Origin of the sequence: Nocardia sp. NPDC058114 (assembly GCF_042884695.1) — a bacterium.
GTDB lineage: Bacteria > Actinomycetota > Actinomycetes > Mycobacteriales > Mycobacteriaceae > Nocardia.
This window is the reverse complement of the sequence record NZ_JBHVTK010000022.1, coordinates 1-19323: the sequence shown is the minus strand read 5'-3', so window position 1 is coordinate 19323 and position 19323 is coordinate 1. Positions and strand designations below refer to the sequence as shown.

The following is a 19323-nucleotide window of genomic DNA, read 5'->3' as shown; positions in this document are numbered from 1 at the left end:
GCGCCGGGGCGTAGGCGACGAAGGAGCAAGCCCCGGTGCCTGACCGGCGGCCCCTCAGGGCCGCGGACACGCGCGCGCCAGCGCGCCAACAAACACAGCCTCAAACCGTCCCGGGACTACCCCAACCCCTGATCAGTCACTTCTCCAACCAGCCAGGTCAGCCCCCATACAAGCCCGCGGCCATTCGTCGAGCCCATGAGCGATCTCACTGGCACGTATCGCCCGCAACCCAGGAGTTTCGTCAGCAGGCAGGATGTAGGTGAACCCGAGACGTTCGTAATACGGACCGTTCCACGGCACCTGGGTGAACGTGGTGAGCGTGATCTCCTCCAGGCCGTTGCTCTTGGACCACGCCACCGCATGGTCGATCAGCCGCTTGCCGATCCGCGCCCCCGCATGGGCCGGGTCGACGGAAACCTGATCGATATGAGGCTGCCCGTCGACCAGCCCGAGAACCAGGTAGCCGATCGGCTGATCGTCGTCGTCCGGCCACACCCACGCCCGCCCCTCGACGACGAAGGCCCGCAACACCTCTCGCGAGGGCGGCTCGTCCTCGGCGATCGCGGTCATGCCCACCTCGGCGAACGGCGCACCGGCCCGCCGCTCGATCTCCTGCAGCGCCGCGATCTCGTCCTCGCGCGCGAGCCGGGCTGGTCCACCGGCCACCGGAGTGGCGATGATCCCGTTGAGCAGCGCGCGCAGGCCCCAGCGCGCACGGATGTCACCGGCGGTGCGCTGTACGGATTCGGCGGCGATATGCCGGTAGATCAGGTCCACGGCCCAGGTCGAGGTCGCGGGATCGAGGCCGCCGTCGCGCAGGAGGGCCAGCAACTGCTCGATCAGGCCGAGGGCGTGTTCGGTGGTGGGGAATCGGCCGAAGGCGACGAGCGCCAGACCGTCGTGGCGGCCGAGAGCCTCGATCGCGGACTCGACCAGCTGGGTCACCCTGGTACGCCAGTCACCCTCGGTGGGCGCCTTGACCTGGGACAGAACGTGGTCGAGCATGCCGGTCAGCAGGTCGTCGCGATGGGCGAGGTAGACGTACAGCGACGCGGCGCCGGTGTCGAGTTCCTTGGCGACCCGGCGCATGGTGAGCGCGGCCGCGCCCTCGGTGTCGAGGATGCGCAGTCCGGTCTCGATCACGAGTTCGCGGCTCAACGGGACTTTCGCCGGTCGGGCCCGGCGACTGACGGGTGCGGCGTTCATGCGCCGATCCTACGCGGCTGACGAACATCGTTTGGTACGAACGCCGTTCGAAATTTACCTTCGGACCTTATCCCCGGGCGCCGGTCCATCTATGCTGGCGGCGGAGACCAAGGTCGCGGTCTGCCGCACAGCGGGGTCGGCCGAGGCAGCGGTGAAGGCCAGTCCGACAAGGAGGCGTTGATGCACGCGCATTCGTCCACCGTGGCCATCGTGCCGGGGACCGGGATCGTCGCTCGATTCGGCGATGTCGTCGTCTATCTGGCCGGGGAGACACCGTCGACCGATCGGTTACTCGGTGCGGTGGAAACCGTCGCCAACAACACCGCGGCGAGCGCGCCCGGTGCGGCCCTGGCGCAGCGCCTGGCGGGCGTGGTGTTCGGCGGCGCTTCTGCCCCACCGCCTTTCGGTGTGCTCGCCCCGACCGCCGACGGGATGCTGATCCTGTTGCGCGGCGCGGTGATCGCCGAGATCTCCGGTGCGGAGGGCAACCGCCGCCTCGCCGGCGACCGGGCCTTCACCTGGGTCGACGAGATCATCCGCGAACCTGTCCGCCGGATCGCGGTCGGCGCCGAGATGGCCGACCCCACCAGCGCCAATCCCCGCACCGACCTGCGCGCGGGCATCGTCACCGGCAACGGTTTCGTGCTCAACCTGGGCAGGCGTCGCAATCCCCCACCGCGCCGGGTCGAATCCGTCGACGAGCCCGCCCCGACGGAGGCCACCGGCTTCCAAGCCCTGCGCCCACCGACCGCGCGATCCACCGACACCAGCGACGCGCTCCCGGCCACGGCGGGATTTCCGGCGCCGACACCCGACCAACCCGCGACCTCCGGTTTCCAGCCCGACGCCGGCCGACCCGACAGCGAGACGGTGAGCACGGGCAGCCGGCCGACCACCGGCGATGTCGCAGGCACCGGATCGAGCAACTCCGAAAGCGTCACCGTGAGCACGGGCCCGCGCAGCTCACCCGCCGCCAACGCGCCCCGCGCCTGGTCCCAAGCACTCGATGCCGCCCAGCGCGCCGAACCGGTCGCGTTGAGCAAGGGCGCGCCGTCCCACAGTGGTTCGCGGGGCGCCCTGGTCACCGAAGACGGGCTGAGCTACCCACTGGACCGGCCCTATGTCCTCGGCCGCAACCCCTCGGGGGAAGAATCGGTTCGCGCTTCCGCGGCGACGCCGATACTGATCGAACGCGATCGGCTCGTCTCGCGGGTCCATGCCTTCGTCGCCCCCGACCGTGGCAAGGTGTTCGTCCGCGAGGCCCCCGCGACCTCCGGAACCTTCTTCGCCGCCCCCGACAGCGAACGCTGGTCTCGCGTCGGCACCCTCCCGATCGAGTTGCAACCGGGATGGCGCCTGCGGATCAACGACTTCCTGCTGACCTACTGCGTGTAAATCACCTACTACGAATCACAGACCATCCCGACGCCCGTGCATCCAGCTCCACGGGCGTCGGATCGCGAATCGGCTCAGGCCTCGAGGGCGTCGAGCAGGGCCGCGCGCTGACGAGCACCCAGGCCGCCGATACGGCGATCCTCGGGAATCTCGGCCTGGTCCATCAGCTTGGCGGCCTTGACCGGACCGACGCCCGGCAGTGCCTTGATCACGGCAGCGACCTTGGTCTTCTTCACCAGGTCGTCGCTGTCGGCTTTCTTGAGCAGATCGGCGACGGTGACCTTGCCCTCCTTCACCTTGCCGATCAGTTCCGAGCGCGCCTTGCGCACGGCAGCCGCTTTGGCCAACGCCTCGGTGCGCTGTTCGGCGGTCATCGTAGGCAGTGCCATGTCTCCTCCGCTTCCACTCGTCACTCGAACATCTGATTGACGGACCGAGTAAACAGCACGAAATCGGCAGCACCAGTCCGACACACCGCGAGGATACGCCGATGAGTTTTGCTTGCCGAACCCGTCGTATTCAGTGAAGGCCCTGCAAGACGGACCAAACGGACGAAATGACGGGCGGTTCAGGAGGGCGTAACACCGCGGTGACCAGCAACGACACATCATCAGAAGCACTTTTGCGGGATCAAGGTTCAACGGCGAACCACGGAGGATCGACGAAGCTCCTCGGCCCGGGCGCGACCCGTTCTCGAACGGTCGTCACCGTCTCCCGTTGCGCTACATCGACAGCTACACAGTTGTGCGCCAGACATTTTCAGCGCCTGCGGGTCGAGCAATTCAGGCCCGCGGGTGTTCTCTGCCCGCTCGATGCGCAACAATGACGCGACCCGGCGAACCCTTTTGCTACCTGGAGTTGCGATGCGCGAGGAACACCCGCTCGACCATGAGGTCACCGCTCTACCCGTACGGGTGGAACGGGCCAGGCGTCGCATCGCCTATCAGTCCGACCCGGCACTGACCGACGCGCTGTCCGAAGACGAGTTGCGCGCGGAGCGCGAACTCGCCGAAAAGATCCGCACCTACGAGCGCGATCAGCGCTGGAAGCACATCAAGGCCGCCTCCTCGCATGCCGACCGCTTGCGTGACACCACCGCGGAGCTCGAGCGGGCCGAGATGTCGGACCTGATGCTGGCCCGCAAGGCCATCGCCGCGCAACGTCGCGAGTCCAACCCGCGCGCCCGCCTCGCCTCGCTCTATCAGCACCGCACCTGGTCGCTGCGGGCGCTGGCCGGCGTGGTGATCACGGGGATGCTGTGGTCGGCGGTGAACGTCCAGCACAACATCGCCCCCGGCGGACCCACCGACCCGCTCTACTGGGCCAGCTTCGGCCTGGAGGCGATGATCAGCGTGTGCCTGATCATCATCATGATCGGCACCACGCGAGTGGCCGAGTGGGGCGTGATGGGCAACCGCAACCAGGTGCTGATCGCCGAGCTGTTCCTGCTCACGCTGACCATCGCCCTCAACACCTATCCACACCTGAGCGCACAGCACTGGTACGACGCCGCTGTGCACGCGGTGGCCCCGGTGATGATCGGTGTCGCACTGCTCATCCACAATGCCGCCAGCGCCCGCTACAGCACCGCGATCGTCCGTGCCAGCGCGGAGATCCCGGCCGACGACGCCGACGATCCCCTGGCCGCGCCGAGCCTGGGTAATCCGGCCGTCACCTAGCTTCCACCGACGCACAGCGAAGGGCCCCTCCGAATCAGATCCGAAGGGGCCCTTTGCCGTTGGTTTGTTACGCCGACTTCTCGCGACGCTCCGGACGCTGCGCCTTGCGCGGCACGATCGTCGGGAGGACGTTGTCGATGACGGTGTCAGCGTTCACGACCACCTTGGCGACGTCGTCACGGCCGGGGATGTCGTACATCACCGGCAGCAGGACCTCTTCCATGATGGCGCGCAGGCCGCGAGCACCGGTGCCGCGCAGGATCGCCTGATCGGCGATCGCTTCGAGGGCGTCGGCGGTGAACTCGAGGTCGACGCCGTCCATCTCGAACAGGCGAACGTACTGCTTGACCAGTGCGTTCTTCGGCTCGGAGAGAATAGTGACCAGCGATTCCTTGTCCAGGTTCGTCACCGAGGCGACGATCGGCAGGCGGCCGATGAACTCGGGGATCAGACCGAACTTGATCAGATCCTCGGGCATCACATCGGCGAAGTGGTCGTCGGTGTCGACCTCGGCCTTGGAGCGCACCTCGGCGCCGAAGCCGATGCCGCGGTGACCGGTGCGGTCGGAGATGATCTTCTCCAGGCCCGCGAACGCGCCCGCCACGATGAACAGCACGTTGGTGGTGTCGATCTGGATGAACTCCTGGTGCGGGTGCTTACGACCGCCCTGCGGCGGCACACTCGCCTGGGTGCCCTCCAGGATCTTCAGCAGCGCCTGCTGCACGCCCTCGCCCGACACATCGCGGGTGATCGACGGGTTCTCGCTCTTGCGGGCGATCTTGTCGACCTCGTCGATGTAGATGATGCCGGTCTCGGCGCGCTTGACGTCGTAGTCGGCAGCCTGGATCAGCTTCAGCAGGATGTTCTCGACATCCTCACCCACATAGCCCGCCTCGGTGAGCGCGGTGGCATCGGCGATGGCGAACGGCACGTTCAGCATCTTGGCCAGGGTCTGCGCGAGGTAGGTCTTGCCGCAACCGGTGGGGCCGAGCATCAGGATGTTCGACTTCATCAGCTCGACGGCCTCACCGCGGCTGTCGCGGCCCTTGTCGCCCGCCTGAATGCGCTTGTAGTGGTTGTAGACCGCGACGGCGAGGGTCCGCTTGGCGGTGTCCTGGCCGATCACGTAGTTCTCGAGGAAATCCCGGATCTCCGAAGGCTTGGGCAACTCGTCGAGCTTCACTTCGCTCGACTCGGCCAGCTCTTCTTCGATGATCTCGTTGCACAGGTCGATGCACTCGTCGCAGATATACACCCCAGGGCCCGCGATGAGCTTCTTGACCTGCTTCTGGCTCTTTCCGCAGAACGAGCACTTCAGCAGATCGCCGCCGTCTCCGATGCGCGCCATCTCGTAGGTCCCTACTTCCTTGTCCGAGTGCGACCGTCGTCCCCCGATTGGGCCGGAAATACGTCTCGGTGCCGTCAATCAGAGCAATGGTCCCTGAGTCGACCGTACCTGGTGTGCGCGAGACAGGTCGACAACTCGCGCATGTTCGATGTGAAGGGTTGTGCGGGTCCTCACCATTGTGAGCCACCGCGGCTGAAAAAGCCGGGCCCGCCGCCCAGATCAGGACAGCGGGCCCGGGCGTGTCACTTCTGTCCGCTGAGCTTCCGGTAATCGAAGACCTGGTCGATGATGCCGTATTCCTTGGCTTCCTCGGCGGTCAGGATCTTGTCACGGTCGGTGTCCTTGCGCACCTGCTCCTCGGGCTTGCCGGTGTGGCGCGAGATGGTGACTTCCATCAGGCGACGCATCCGCTCGATCTCGGCCGCGGCGATCTCGAGGTCGGATACCTGGCCCTGCACACCGCCGGAGGACGGCTGGTGGATCAGGATGCGCGCGTTGGGCAGCGCGGCGCGCTTGCCGGGAGCGCCCGCGGCCAGCAGCACCGCGGCGGCCGAGGCCGCCTGACCCAGGCAGACCGTCACCACGTCGGGGCGCACGTACTGCATGGTGTCGTAGATCGCCATCAGCGCGGTGAACGAACCACCGGGCGAGTTGATGTACATGGTGATGTCGCGGTCGGGGTCCTGGGACTCCAGCACCAGCAGCTGCGCCATGATGTCGTTCGCGGACACGTCGTCGACCTGGTTGCCCAGGAAGATGATGCGCTCTTCGAACAGCTTGTTGTACGGGTCGGAAGTCTTGACGCCGAACGAAGTCTGCTCGGTGAACTGCGGCAGGATGTAGCGCGACTGCGGCAGGCTCGCACCGGAGCCGTGGCCGGCGCGCGGGTCGAAGAGGTTGGCCATCTTTATCTCCAAGCTTGTCTCGAGTGAGGGGGGACGGCGGCGGTTACTTCGCCTGGTTCGCGTGCGTGACCACGTGGTCGATGAAGCCGTATTCCAGGGCTTCCTTCGCCGTGAACCAGCGGTCGCGGTCCGCGTCCTCGGTCACCTGCTCCACCGACTTGCCGGTGTGCAGCGACTGCAGTTCGTTGAGCTCACGCTTGGTGTGGGCGAACTGCTCGGCCATGATCGCGATATCGGCCGCCGAACCACCGATGCCCGCCGACGGCTGGTGCATCATGATCCGGGTGTGCGGCAGCGCGAAACGCTTGCCCTTGGTGCCCGCGGTGAGCAGGAACTGTCCCATCGATGCGGCCAGACCCATCGCGACGGTCTTGATGTCGCACTCGGCGAACTGCATCGTGTCGTAGATGGCCATGCCCGCAGTGACCGAGCCACCGGGCGAGTTGATGTAGAGCGCGATGTCCTTCGTCGCGTCCTCGGCCGAGAGCAGCAGGATCTGCGCGCAGATCTTGTTCGCGATCTCATCGTCGACCTGGGTGCCCAGGAAGATGATGCGCTCGCGAAGCAGCCGTTCGTATACGGAATCACTGAGGTTGAGTCCAGCGGTAGCGGCTGTCATGACCCCTGCCTGGTTGATCGTCACGGATACCTGCCTTCTCTTCTCACCGATTGCTACGGCCATACGAATACGGTTCGTCGTCACAAACACTAACGAAGGAGGGCGGCGCCGAACTCCCGGCACCGCCCTTCTTCGCTCACAGCGCAATCAAATCACGCCGCCGAAACCTACTCGGCAGCGGCTTCGTCCAGCTCGATGTCAGCGGATTCCGCAGGGTCACCGAACATTTCGGTGGTGTCGACCACATTGCCCTCGGAGTCGGTGACCTTCACCTGACCGACAACTCCGGCCAGCGCCTTGCCGCGTCGCACGTCGGCGAAGACCGCGCCCAGCTGGCCCGCCTGCTGCACCTGCTGGATGAACTGCTCCGGCGACATGCCGTAACGCTGTGCCTGGAACAGGATTCGCTCGGTCAGCTCCTGCTGGCCGACCTGCGTGTTCTCGGCCTCGGCGATGGCATCGAGCAGCAGCTGGGTCTTCACCGACTTCTCGGCGGCTTCCTGGGTGTCCTTGTCGAACTCCTCGCGGGAGGAGCCCTGCGCCTCGAGCGCCTCGGCCAGCTTGGCCTCGTCGTGGTCGAAACCGTGGACGGCGTCGTGGACCACGGCGTCGACCTCGGCCTTGACGACGGCCTCGGGCAGCGGGACCTCGACGGTCTCGAGCAGGGTGTCGAGCACCTTGTCACGGATGGAACCGGCCTGCTCGACCTTCTTGACGCGCTCGACGCGGCCCTTCAGGTCTTCCTTGAGCTCGTCGATGGTGTCGAACTCGCTGGCCAGCTGGGCGAACTCGTCGTCGGCCTCGGGCAGCTCGCGCTCCTTGACCGACTGCACGGTCACGGTGATCACGGCTTCCTTGCCCGCGTGGTCGCCCGCCACCAGGGTGGAGGTGAACTCGGCGGACTCGCCGGCCTTCAGGCCGATGACGGCCTCGTCGAGGCCCTCGATCAGCTGACCCGAACCGACCTCGTGCGACAGCCCGGTGGTGGCCGCCTCGGGGACGTCCTCACCGTCGACGGTGGCCGACAGGTCGATCGACACGAAGTCGCCATCGGCCACGGCACGCTCGACACCGGTGAGGGTGCCGAAGCGCTGACGCAGCGAGGTGAGCTGCTCCTCGATGTCGTCGTCACCGATGGTGAAGGAATCGACGGTCACCTCGATGCCCGAGTAGTCGGGCAGGGCGATCTCGGGGCGCACGTCGACCTCGGCGGTGAACGCCAACTCTTCGCCGTCTTCGATCTTGGTGATCTCGATCTCGGGCTGGCCGATGACCTTGACCTCCGAGGTCTGGATGGCCTCGGCGTACTTGTTCGGCAGTGCGTCGTTGACGACCTGCTCGAGCACGGCGCCACGGCCGACACGGGTCTCGATCAGCTTGGCCGGAGCCTTGCCGGGACGGAAGCCGGGGATCTTGACCTGCTGCGCCAGCGCCTTGTAGGCCTTGTCGAAGTCGGGCTTCAGCTCCTCGAAGGGCACCTCGACGTTGATCCGGACCCGGGTCGGGCTCAGCTGCTCGACGGTGCTCTTCACGGACATACTCCTTGGTTCGTAGTTCATGGTGGTGTCCCCACAGGGGGCGACGCGCCATAGTCAGGCACGGCTAAGCCAGGTGCGGCGCACAATGCGCATCCCGACCAGGGTAGTTGACCGCCTGCGCGGTCGCGCAATCGGTGTTTGGTTGAGGGTGCCGCTAGCGGCCGACCTGCACGGCGTCGGTCACGAAGACCAATGTCTCGTTCGGCGGCACACCGTTGCCGCCCTCGCCGTAGCCGAGGTTCGGCGGCACGATCAGCAGCCTGCGCGTGCCCTGCTGCACGCCGATCAGCCCCTCGTCCCAGCCCTGGATGACCTGGCCCGCGCCGAGGGTGAGCCCGAACGGCTTACCACGCTGGAAGGAGCTGTCGAGTACCTGCTTGTCCGACCAGGTGACCAGCTCGTAGTTCATCGTCAGCGGCTGGCCGGCCACCGCGCCCGGCCCGGTGCCCACCACCAGGTCCTTGGTGATCAGAGTCTTGGGCGGGTCACAGCTGTCGGGGATGGTGATCTTGGGCGCCTCGCCGTAACCGCCGCTGACTTTCACGTCGTCGGCGGTGCATTCGCGACCTGTGCTCGCGGAGCTCCCGCCGGCCGCGCTCGAGCTCGGCGCGCTGCTCGAATCCGTGTCGGAGCCGCAGGCCGCTGTCGTGATCGCGGCGGCCGCGACGAGTCCGATTCCGATGATCCTGCCGAGAGAATGCATGGCCCGCAGAGTAATCGACCGCCGTTGCGGCGTCGGGAACCGGCACGACGGTAGGCTCGGCGGTGCGTTTCTCCACCGGTGTCGCCGGTCCTCGATCGGCGCCCGTGCAGGCCCCCGCGGCGCGGACGGCGCCGTGACCTCATCGAGTTCGAGGAGTCCGCGATGACCGAAACCACCGTGGGCGACACCGCGGCGGACAATGTGGGAGACGGTCAGGGCGAGACCATCGCCCCGAAGCCCTACGTCCTCACCGACGCGCCCGGTCCGCTCTCGCGCGAGGAACTCGTCGCCGTCGACGCGTGGTGGCGGGCGTCGAATTATCTCGCGGTCGGCCAGATCTATCTGATGAGCAATCCGCTGCTACGCACCCCGCTGGTCCCCGACGACATCAAGCCGCGCCTGCTCGGCCACTTCGGCACCGTGCCCGGCCTGAATCTGGTGTGGGCCCACGCCAATCGGGTGATCCGGGACCGCGGCCTGAACGCGGTCTATGTCGCGGGCCCCGGTCACGGCGGCCCCGGCCCCAACGCCTGCGCGTGGCTGGAAGACGCCTACGCCCAGCTCGAGCCGGACATCCCTCGCGACGTCGACGGCATGCGCCGATTCTTCCATCGGTTCTCCTTCCCCGGCGGTGTGCCGAGCCACTGCGCGCCGGAGACGCCGGGGTCCTTCCACGAGGGCGGTGAGCTCGGCTACTCGCTGCTGCACGCCTACGGCGCCGCCCTGGACAACCCCGATCTCGTCGTGTTCTGTGTCGTCGGTGACGGCGAAGCCGAGACCGGTCCGCTGGCGGGCAGCTGGCACGCGAACAAATTCCTCAACGCGGGGCGCGATGGCGCGGTGGTGCCGATCCTCGCGCTCAACGAGTACAAGATCGCCAATCCGACGATCCTCGCCCGCGTTCCCGAGGAAGAACTGATCGAGCTGCTCCGTGGCTACGGCTACGAACCGCTGATCGTCTCCGGCAACGACCCCGCACCGGTCCACCAGGCGATGGCCGCCGCGATGAACACCTGCGTGGACCGGATCGCGCAGTTCCAGCGGGCGGCCCGCGAGGACGGGGACACGAAACGTCCGCGCTGGCCGATGATCGTGATGCACACGCCGAAGGGCTGGACCTGTCCCCCGGTGGTCGACGGCCAACGGGTGGAGGGCACGTTCCGCGCCCATCAGGTGCCGCTGCCGAACGCGCGCACCGACTCCGAGCACCGGCGGGTGCTGGAGCTGTGGTTGCGGTCGTATCGGCCGGAGGAACTGTTCGGCCGGGACGGGTCGCCGGTACCGGCCCTGCTCCAGCAGGTGCCCGCGAATCCGATGAGCCTGAACCCGGTTGCCAACGGCGGCTTGCTGATTCGCGATCTCGACCTACCCGACTGGCGCGACTACTGCGTGGACGTCGTGTCGCCAGGTGCGGGTGAGCACGAGGCCACCAGGGTCCTCGGCGGCTGGCTGCGCGATGTCACCGCCCGCAATCCGCACAACTTCCTCACCTTCGCCCCCGACGAACTGGTCAGCAATCGGTTGCAGGACATTCTCGAGGTGACCGGACGCGACTGGCAGGAGGAAGTCGGGCGCTGGGACGTGGATCTGTCGACGGTCGGGCGCGCGGTCGAAGTGCTGTCGGAGCACATGTGCGAGGGCCTGCTGGAGGGCTATCTGCTGACCGGCCGCCACGGCGTCTTCACCTGCTACGAAGCGTTCATCCACATCGTCGACGCCATGTTCAATCAGCACGCCAAATGGCTCGATGCCAGCTCGGCGGTGCCGTGGCGGCGCAAGATCCCCAGCCTGAACTACCTGCTCACCTCGCATGTGTGGCGTCAGGACCACAACGGGTTCACCCATCAGGATCCCGGTTTCCTCGACGTAGTGGCGAACAAGAGCCCCGATATCGTGCGCGTGTATCTGCCGCCGGATGCCAATACCCTGCTGTCGACCTACGACCACTGCCTGCGATCGCTGCACTACGCGAACGTGGTCGTGGCGGGCAAACAGCCGGGGCCGGACTGGCTTTCGGCCGAGGAGGCGGGGCTGCACTGCACTCGCGGCCTCGGAATCTGGGAGTGGGCGTGTCACAACGACGACCCCGGCACCACGCCCGATGTCGTGCTCGGATGCGCGGGCGATGTGCCGACCCTGGAAACTCTGGCCGCGGTGGCGATCCTCCGAGATCGGCTGCCGGACCTGCGGATTCGGTTCGTCAATGTCGTCGACCTGATGCGCATGCTGCCCGCGGACGAGCACCCGCACGGCCTGCCCGACGCCGAGTTCGATGCCCTGTTCACCACCGACCGCCCGGTGATCTTCGCCTTCCACGGCTACCCGTGGCTGGTGCACCGGCTCACCTACAGCCGCACCAACCACGCCAACCTGCACGTGCGCGGTTACAAGGAGAAGGGCACCACCACCACGCCCTTCGACATGGTGATGCTCAACGATCTGGACCGCTTCCATCTGGTGCTCGACGTGATCGACCGTGTTCCGGGGCTGCGCGAGCGGGCGGCGGGTCTGCGCCAGGAGATCGTCGACGCCCGGTTGATCGCGCGCCGCTGGACCCGCGAACAGGGCGCCGATATCCCGGTCGTGGCCGATTGGGTCTGGCCCGACTCGGCGATTCCCACCGCGCGGTAACACGGTTGCGGCGCGGGCCCGCCCTGCACGACGATGGAAGGGATATGACCGAATCCCGCCGCACCGAGCTCCTCCCCCGCGATCGCCGCGATCTGACCGGACCGTTCGACGTGATCGGCGACGTCCACGGCTGCCGCTCCGAATTGGAGACCCTGCTCGGCGAACTCGGCTACGTCCTGGACCGTGACGACCGCGGCCGACCGATCGGCGCCGCCCACCCCGGCGAGCGCACCGTGGTCTTCGTCGGCGACCTCGTCGACCGGGGCCCCGACACACCCGGGGTGCTGCGTCTGGTGATGGGGATGGTGGCCGCGAGAACCGCCCTGTGCGTCACCGGCAACCACGATCACAAGCTGATGCGCGCCCTCGACGGCCGCAATGTCCGCATCGCGCACGGCCTCGAACAGTCGCTGTCCCAACTGGCCGACGAAGACCTCGAATTCCGTACGGCCGCACACGCTTTCCTCGGCACCCTGCCGAGCCACTACCTCCTCGACGGCGGCGCGCTGGTCGTGGCCCACGCGGGTCTGCCCGAGAGCCTGCACGGCAGCACGTCGGGCCGAGCCCGCTCCTTCGCCCTCTACGGCGCCCCCACCGGTGAGCTCGACGAACACGGCTATCCCGTCCGCTACGACTGGGCCAAGGACTATCGGGGCGCCCCCACGGTCCTCTACGGCCACACACCGGTCCACACCTTGACCTGGGTCAACAACACCCTCTGCCTGGACACCGGCGCCGTCTTCGGCGGCACCCTCTCCGCCCTGCGCTACCCCGAGATGACCACGATCTCCGTCCCCGCCGAGCAGGTCTGGAGTGAACGCGCGGGCATCACGCCCGTGCCCGACTGAGCCTGTCGACGCGACACCGCAGCGCCGGGCGCCGGGACCCGTCGCCGAATCGTCAACGTCGAACCCGGGTGTGACGTGCGGATTTCCAACCCGATGGGCCTACCATCAGCAGCGGACGACCCGACTCATCGACGAGGAGAGGTTCATGCGCCGTACATTTCTCGCTCTGTCCGTATTCGCTCCGCTCATGGTCAGCGGTGTCGCGAGCGCCGATCCAGCACCGCTGGGGACGGGGACGCTGACGGCGTGGACGTTCACCGGACGGGAGCCGGTTCCGGTGAACCGGGCCGATATCGAGGTGACGCCGTGCGAGGCGAAACAGGTGGTCGCGACGCTGGTCAGCGGGGCCGACGGGCGCGCCACGGTGGCGCTGCCCGCGGGGTGTTACGAGGCGAAGGTGGTGACGGTGCCCGGCGGCTGCGGGTTGGCCGTCACCGAGCCGGTGCGGGTCACCGTGGCCGCGGGTACGGAGGCGCGGGCGGACTTCCGGTTCGGCTGCGCCTGACCGACGTTCAGTCTTTCGGGCCACCGGCCACGTAGATGACCTGGCCCGAGACGAAGCCGGCGCCCTCGCTCACGAAGAACGCGGCGGTGTTGGCGATGTCTTCGGGCGTGCCGACCCGGTTCACCGGGATCTGCGCGGCCGCAGCGGCCTTGAAGGCCTCGAAGTCCGCGCCGACCCGGGCGGCGGTGGCCGCGGTCATCTCGGTTTCGATGAAGCCGGGCGCGATCGCGTTGGCGGTGACGCCGAATTTGCCGAGTTCGAAGGCGAGGGTCTTGGTGAACCCCTGCATGCCCGCCTTGGCCGCGGCGTAGTTGGCCTGGCCGCGGTTGCCGAGTGCCGAGGTGCTCGACAGGTTGACGATGCGACCGAACTTGGCCTCGACCATGTACTTCTGCACGGCGCGGGTCATCAGGAAGGCACCGCGCAGGTGCACGTTCATGACGGTGTCCCAGTCGTCGACCGACATCTTGAACAGCAGGTTGTCGCGCAGCACGCCCGCGTTGTTGACCAGCACGGTCGGCGCGCCGAGCTCGGTGGCGATCCGCTCCACCGCGGCGGCGACGGCCGCTTCGTCGGCCACGTCGGCACCCACCGCGAGGGCGGCGCCCCCGGCGGCCTCGATGGCGGCGACGGTGCCCGCGCAGGCGGCTTCGTCGAGATCGAGGACGGCGACGGCGTATCCGTCGGCGGCGAGCTTCGTGGCCACTGCGGCGCCGATGCCACGGGCGGCTCCGGTGACGATCGCGACCTTGCGTTGCGTGGGCATCCGTCTCCTACAAGCCTGAGCTGGGCGAATGGTGATGGTCGGGGTGACAGGATTTGAACCTGCGACCCTCCGCTCCCAAAGCGGATGCGCTACCAAGCTGCGCTACACCCCGATACCTCACCGGCGAGAGCACCGTGGAGGCAATACATGTTTGAGCGGGTGACGGGAATCGAACCCGCACCATCAGCTTGGAAGGCTGAGGTTCTACCATTGAACTACACCCGCAGGCATACGACATCGATGGGATCGCCACGATGTCGTGTGCGCCACGACTGTACCGAACCCCGCGCGAAAAATGCCAATCCGGCCCCTGCCTGCCCGATTGATGCGTGTCGGCCGCCGGTGTACCCCACTCCTCGCGCGACCAACCCTCGCCATGCCCGATTAGGGCCTAATGACCCTATCCCCGAAACCCCCTCCCGGCGACGATGGTTGATGCGCCCATGGGGGCCGGCGCCTGCTCCACCGGGGGATTAAATAGGAGAATTTTCCTTAAAAACCCGGCACGTGGGCGGCGAGTAGGCCACCATGAGAATGCGCGTGACGACTACTGCCACATCGTCACGACTCGCACCCCGTGCCAGGAGGGACCCATGGCGACGCAACGTCCACCGCCCAGCGGAGGGCATCACGCTGTATGTTTCGGCTCACGAAATTTCTTTTCGGGAAATATGTAACGCCGGAGACGCTGCAGCGATGTCATACCCGATCGCCATTCGCGAGAGACCAGAGAACGCGTTGCAGAACGTGACTTTTCGGTCTCGGGTGGCTTGCTAGGATCCTTTTTGCCGGACGGGGGTATCTGGAAAGGGGGCGGTGAGCGTGTGCCGAACTCGGTGGACCCAACCGCGTAGCAGTGCGAATGATCGAGGTGGCAAGTTCGTCGCCACCTACCGCCGGTGATGTCGATGACTGTCCACATCGAGCCACCGGTCGCCGCGATGGCCCGCGCCTGGGCCCGCGCGGTCTGCGCCGAACCGGGCTCTTCCACGGCGCCGCACCAGTTGGAGCCGGTGCTCGTCGACATCGTCGAGCGGCTGCTGCACCTGGCTCGGACCGAACCGTTCCCGGTTCCACAGGCGCGCAAGCTCGGCGCGCGGTTGGCCGAGGCGCCGTTCGAACGCACCAGGATGCTGGCCCACGCCAGTCGCTGGCTGCTCGGCTTCCCCTCGGGGGTTCCGGGTTCGCTGGTGGCGACCCGCTGGCCGCTGGTGGCCAGCCAGGCCATCGACAGCTACGCACAGGCTCTGCAGGAACGCGCTCTGGCGCAACAGGAACAGAACATCTCGGCGAAAGTGTCACTGCGCGTACAGGAGATCGCCGCGCTGCAGCACCGCTTGCGCCACGAGGCGACCCACGACGCCCTCACCGATCTCGCGAACCGCACGCTGCTGCAAGAACGGGTGCGCGCGTTCGCCGCCGACCCGAGCCGCGGTGTCGGTGTGCTGGTGGTGGACCTGGATCGCTTCAAACAGATCAACGACGGCTACGGACACGCGATCGGCGACGAGGTACTGGTCGAACTGGCCAACCGCTTGCGTGAGGTGTGCCCGCCCGACACGGTGATCTGCCGATACGGCGGCGACGAGTTCGTGGTGGCGGCCAACCCCCGCCGCGACACCCTCGGCGAGTTGGCGCACCTCGTGGTCGCCGCACTGCGCGACCCGGTGTGGTCGAGCGCGGGCCCCGTGCCGGTTTCGGCCAGCGTGGGCACCGCGTTCTGTCCACCGGGAAAGACGTGCGATTTCACCGACCTGCTGCGTCGCGCCGACCGCGCGATGTACTCGGCGAAATCGGCGGGCGGGCGGCGTTTCGCGCTCGCTGAATCGGGCGACCCCGAACTGGGAACGGCGGTCGCCGGCTGAGTCGGATCGCGAAGCCTGCACTTCGCGTTCCGGCTCAGCCGATTTCGACCGGATCGAGTCGTGACATCGCGGGAGTCCGTGCTCGGCATCGGGGGCACCGGCTGGTTACGGCGCGTTGATGGCCCGCATCGTGACCGTGCGCTCAGTGTTCGAGATAGGTGACCGCAGCCTGGCCGGGGGTGTCGACCGCTACGGCAGACCGGTCCTCGGTGGTGTCGCATCTGCGCACCACGACGATCAGTGGCGCGCACTGAGCGACGCCGCCGAGCCGAAAAACGATGCGGTGCTGCCGGAATGCTCGCCACATGTCACGTGCGCTCGGACTGACGCCATCCGTACCGCGGATCCACCTCAGGCCCATCAGAAGTTGACCGACGGTCGCGCCGAAGACACTCGGCAGCACCGTGGCGTTGGTCACCAGCAGGATCACCAGGAAGATCATGGACCCGAACATCACCGGGGCCTGGTCATCCATGTCGAGCATCCAGTCGTGACCGACGAGCAGCACAACAGCGACGAACGCGACCACGACCACACCGTAGGGAAGCACGATGTCGGCGAGGTTGGCCGCTACGTTGCGTAACTTGCGCGGTGACGGGTAGCGCGGATCACCATCGGCGCCATGATATTCCGGCCCGGGTTGCGTCATCCGATCATGCTCGCACACCGGCGGGAATCACACGGCGGTTGTCAGCGGGGCTGGCAGGTGGGGCACCAGAAGAGGTTTCGGGCTTCCATGACCTTGTGCGCGATGGGGGTGGCGCAGACTCGGCAGGGTTCGCCCTGGCGGCGGTAGACGTAGGTGCGGGGGCGGTCTTTGGTGTAAGACGGTGCGCCGGTGTCGTGTTCGGGGCGAACCACGTGCATGCGGCCGGTGGTGACGCCGATCGGCATGAGGTCGACCAGGTCGGCCCAGAGCGCGTCCCATTCGGTAGGGGTGATCGAGGTGCCGGGGCGGAAGGGCGAGATGCCGTGGCGGAAAAGGACTTCCGCGCGGTAGACGTTGCCGACACCGGCGATCAGGGCTTGGTCCATCAGCAGTGCGCCGATCGCCCTGCGGGAGCGCCGGATTCGCGCGCCCGCTCGTTCGTGGTCGGCGTCGGCGCGCAACGGATCGGCGCCGAGGCGTGCGGTGAGCGCGTCCACCTCGGGCGGCATCAGCACTTCACAGGCCGTGGGCCCGCGCAGATCGGTGCCGAAATCCGTTGCGGCCCCCAGCATTCGCATACGCACCTGCCCGACCGGCGCCGTCATCGGCAACTCGGCCTCGCTGAAAGTGCCGTACAGCCCGAGATGCACATGCACCGTCGATCCGGACGCATAGTGATGCAGCAGATGCTTCCCATAGGCCTCGGCCCGCTCCAGCACCTGCCCGTCCACCAGCGCGGCCCCTTCGGCGAACCGCCCCTGCGGACTCGAAACCCGCACCACCCCACCGGAGAACCGCTGCTGATGCAGGTCGGCGATCCGGTGGAGGGTATGTCCTTCCGGCACTACGTCAGTACGCGGGGATTTCGGGGGCGATGCCGGTCTTCTCGTAGTCGGCGAGAATGTCGATGCGACGCTGGTGACGCGCCTCGTCCGACCACGCGGCCGCGAGGAACGCGTCGACGATGGCCAGCGCATCGGCGGTGGAGTGCATGCGGCCGCCGATGCCGATCAGGTTGGCGTTGTTGTGTTCGCGGGCCAGCACCGCGGTTTCGACGCTCCAGGCCAGGGCGCAGCGAGCGCCGGCGACCTTGTTGGCGGCGATCTGCTCGCCGTTGCCGCTGCCACCGAAGACCAGGCCGAGCGAGCCCGGATCGGCGACGGTGCGTCGGGCCGCCTCGATGCAGAAGGCGGGGTAGTCGTCGAGAGCGTCGTATTCGAGGGCGCCGCAGTCGACGACCTCCACTCCGGCCTCCTGCAGATGAGCCTTGACGTGATTCTTCAGTTCGAAACCGGCATGGTCGGCACCCAGGTAAACGCGCATGGCTGCGATTGTCGCAGGCCCGCTTAGAGTCGTTTCATGCACCCGCACGAACCGCATTCCCCGCATTCGGCAGGTTCCCCGCCGGAGCACACCGGACACCAGCCCGACCGAACACCGTCACTGGACAAGGACACAGCGCCGCCCTCGCCGTGGGCCCAGCCCGATCCGCGGACGGGCGGATTTCCCGCGCAGGACAGCCCACCTCAGCCGCAGGCCGGCCCGTATCCGCCGGTCGCGCCCGGCCAGTACGCCCCTGGCTACTACCCGCCGAGCGGTCCGCCCGCACCGCCGCAGCACCGACCGCGCGGACTCATGCCGTGGGATCGTCCCGCCCGGCATCCGTGGGAGATCCCGCTGCTGATCGTCGTCATCATGATCACCGCGGTCGCGTACCTGCTCGCGCTCGCGCTCATGACGGTCGAGCTGTTCGCCGATCCCATCGTCGACGAGCACGGTGTGGAGCAGACCAGTTCGATCGTCACCAGTCCGTATGTGCTGCTGCTGTTGTTCGCGCCGGTGCTGCTGTGGGCTGGTCGTGGTCTGAATCTCGCGACCCAGCGCGTGAACGGGGTGAAGATGTCGCCCACCCAGTTCCCCGAGGGGTACCGGATGGTGCAGGAGGCGGCGGCGCGATTCGGGATGTACAAGGCGCCGGACGCCTACGTCATCCTGGGCAACGGCCAGATCAACGCGTTCGCCGCGGGCCACGGGTTCCGCCGGTTTGTCGTGGTCTACAGCGACCTGTTCGAAATCGGCGGCGCGGCGCGTGAGCCCGACGGACTCGCGTTCATCATCGGGCATGAAGTCGGCCATATCGCCGCTGGTCACGTCTCCTATTGGCGCCAGCTGGGCATGTTCGTCGCACCGTGGCTGCCGATACTCGGGTCGTCGCTGATCCGTGCCCAGGAGTACACCGCCGACAATCACGGCTTCTGTTTCCGGCCGCACGGCGCGTCCACCGCGATGGCGACGCTCGCCGCGGGCAAGTACCTCAACACCGATGTCGGTGTCGACGAGATGGCCGACCGTGCCGCGCTCGACCGGGGTGGTTTCATCTGGCTGGTCAACGCGATGGCCAGCCACCCGGTGCTCACCTGGCGGATGTGGGCGCTGCGCGATCGCAGCAGGCCGGGCCCGATGTTCTGGCGTCCGAGTGCGCCGCATCCCGGCATGATCCCGCCGCACGGCGGGTATCCGCTGAATTCGACGCCGCCCGCGTTGCCGCCGAAGCCGGTCTGATCGGTCGGGGGGGGCCCCCGGGGGGCCCCCCGGCCCGCAGGTAAGGCGGCGTCCCGGTGCGCGGTGGCGGGGGGGGGGTTGTCGGATAAGATGGGGTTAGATGG

Annotated in this window: 18 protein-coding genes and 2 tRNA genes; 7 read left to right on the top strand and 13 right to left on the bottom strand. The window is 67.4% G+C overall.

Translation table 11 applies throughout. The features are described 5' to 3' along the window. Window positions 1-132 precede the first annotated feature (132 nt). Entirely contained in the window at window positions 133-1206 is a 1074-nt protein-coding gene (locus ACFVVI_RS35425; protein WP_387449364.1) for a GNAT family N-acetyltransferase, read from the bottom strand. A gap of 180 nt (window positions 1207-1386) precedes the next feature. Between ACFVVI_RS35425 and ACFVVI_RS35420 the strand changes: the two genes are divergently transcribed. After that, window positions 1387-2601 carry an FHA domain-containing protein gene (locus ACFVVI_RS35420; protein WP_387449360.1) on the top strand — a complete coding sequence of 405 codons (1215 nt, stop codon included), beginning with the start codon at window positions 1387-1389 and terminating at the stop codon, window positions 2599-2601. 74 nt (window positions 2602-2675) lie between these two features. Here the strand turns inward: ACFVVI_RS35420 and mihF are convergent, their stop codons facing one another. Further along, a complete protein-coding gene (gene mihF / locus ACFVVI_RS35415; protein ID WP_019045768.1) occupies window positions 2676-2990 on the bottom strand; it encodes an integration host factor, actinobacterial type in 315 nt (104 codons plus the stop codon). 474 nt (window positions 2991-3464) lie between these two features. Here mihF and ACFVVI_RS35410 point away from each other — a divergent pair, with 474 nt between their 5' ends. Beyond that, window positions 3465-4280, top strand: coding sequence for a hypothetical protein (locus tag ACFVVI_RS35410; protein WP_378995636.1), 816 nt, complete (start codon window positions 3465-3467; stop codon window positions 4278-4280). Window positions 4281-4347: 67 nt separating this feature from the next. On the opposite strand, the gene clpX is transcribed toward ACFVVI_RS35410, so the two are convergent. The 5 genes from clpX to ACFVVI_RS35385 form a co-directional block, all read right to left on the bottom strand. Then, complete coding sequence (clpX, locus tag ACFVVI_RS35405; protein WP_378629984.1) at window positions 4348-5628, bottom strand: ATP-dependent Clp protease ATP-binding subunit ClpX; 1281 nt, start codon at window positions 5626-5628, stop codon at window positions 4348-4350. A 242-nt stretch (window positions 5629-5870) separates the two neighbouring features. After that, window positions 5871-6533, bottom strand: a complete 663-nt coding sequence (locus ACFVVI_RS35400) for an ATP-dependent Clp protease proteolytic subunit (RefSeq protein ID WP_378659420.1) — start codon at window positions 6531-6533, stop codon at window positions 5871-5873. Between the two features lie 43 nt (window positions 6534-6576). Continuing rightward, complete coding sequence (locus ACFVVI_RS35395) at window positions 6577-7152, bottom strand: ATP-dependent Clp protease proteolytic subunit (RefSeq protein ID WP_067456898.1); 576 nt, start codon at window positions 7150-7152, stop codon at window positions 6577-6579. Window positions 7153-7319: 167 nt separating this feature from the next. After that, window positions 7320-8684 carry a trigger factor gene (gene tig / locus ACFVVI_RS35390; RefSeq protein ID WP_387449353.1) on the bottom strand — a complete coding sequence of 455 codons (1365 nt, stop codon included), beginning with the start codon at window positions 8682-8684 and terminating at the stop codon, window positions 7320-7322. A 160-nt stretch (window positions 8685-8844) separates the two neighbouring features. After that, the gene (locus ACFVVI_RS35385) at window positions 8845-9393 is read right to left on the bottom strand and encodes an FKBP-type peptidyl-prolyl cis-trans isomerase (RefSeq protein WP_378995631.1); all 549 of its coding nucleotides are present in this window, start codon (window positions 9391-9393) and stop codon (window positions 8845-8847) included. 162 nt (window positions 9394-9555) lie between these two features. Between ACFVVI_RS35385 and ACFVVI_RS35380 the strand changes: the two genes are divergently transcribed. From ACFVVI_RS35380 to ACFVVI_RS35370, 3 genes are all read left to right on the top strand, one after another. Then, a complete protein-coding gene (locus ACFVVI_RS35380; protein WP_387449349.1) occupies window positions 9556-12024 on the top strand; it encodes a phosphoketolase in 2469 nt (822 codons plus the stop codon). A gap of 44 nt (window positions 12025-12068) precedes the next feature. Further along, on the top strand, window positions 12069-12872 hold the full coding sequence (locus tag ACFVVI_RS35375) for a metallophosphoesterase (RefSeq protein ID WP_379313327.1): 804 nt from the start codon (window positions 12069-12071) through the stop codon (window positions 12870-12872). A 145-nt stretch (window positions 12873-13017) separates the two neighbouring features. After that, the gene (locus tag ACFVVI_RS35370) at window positions 13018-13377 is read left to right on the top strand and encodes a hypothetical protein (RefSeq protein WP_387449345.1); all 360 of its coding nucleotides are present in this window, start codon (window positions 13018-13020) and stop codon (window positions 13375-13377) included. 7 nt (window positions 13378-13384) lie between these two features. Here the strand turns inward: ACFVVI_RS35370 and fabG are convergent, their stop codons facing one another. From fabG to ACFVVI_RS35355, 3 genes are all read right to left on the bottom strand, one after another. Then, entirely contained in the window at window positions 13385-14143 is a 759-nt protein-coding gene (gene fabG, locus ACFVVI_RS35365; protein ID WP_378995622.1) for a 3-oxoacyl-ACP reductase FabG, read from the bottom strand. A 35-nt stretch (window positions 14144-14178) separates the two neighbouring features. After that, window positions 14179-14255 (bottom strand) — tRNA-Pro (locus ACFVVI_RS35360). A gap of 42 nt (window positions 14256-14297) precedes the next feature. Next, a tRNA-Gly gene (locus ACFVVI_RS35355) sits at window positions 14298-14368 on the bottom strand. A gap of 683 nt (window positions 14369-15051) precedes the next feature. On the opposite strand from ACFVVI_RS35355, the gene ACFVVI_RS35350 reads away from it, so the two are divergent. Then, window positions 15052-16008, top strand: a complete 957-nt coding sequence (locus ACFVVI_RS35350; RefSeq protein ID WP_067456742.1) for a GGDEF domain-containing protein — start codon at window positions 15052-15054, stop codon at window positions 16006-16008. 142 nt (window positions 16009-16150) lie between these two features. Here the strand turns inward: ACFVVI_RS35350 and ACFVVI_RS35345 are convergent, their stop codons facing one another. The 3 genes from ACFVVI_RS35345 to ACFVVI_RS35335 are packed head-to-tail and all read right to left on the bottom strand — an operon-like array spanning window position 16151 to window position 17980. Then, entirely contained in the window at window positions 16151-16657 is a 507-nt protein-coding gene (locus ACFVVI_RS35345) for an RDD family protein (protein ID WP_387449340.1), read from the bottom strand. Between the two features lie 41 nt (window positions 16658-16698). After that, entirely contained in the window at window positions 16699-17502 is an 804-nt protein-coding gene (locus ACFVVI_RS35340) for an Fpg/Nei family DNA glycosylase (protein ID WP_378995618.1), read from the bottom strand. A gap of 4 nt (window positions 17503-17506) precedes the next feature. After that, window positions 17507-17980 carry a ribose-5-phosphate isomerase gene (locus ACFVVI_RS35335; protein ID WP_378995616.1) on the bottom strand — a complete coding sequence of 158 codons (474 nt, stop codon included), beginning with the start codon at window positions 17978-17980 and terminating at the stop codon, window positions 17507-17509. 36 nt (window positions 17981-18016) lie between these two features. On the opposite strand from ACFVVI_RS35335, the gene ACFVVI_RS35330 reads away from it, so the two are divergent. Further along, on the top strand, window positions 18017-19219 hold the full coding sequence (locus ACFVVI_RS35330) for a M48 family metallopeptidase (protein WP_387449336.1): 1203 nt from the start codon (window positions 18017-18019) through the stop codon (window positions 19217-19219). Window positions 19220-19323 lie beyond the last annotated feature (104 nt).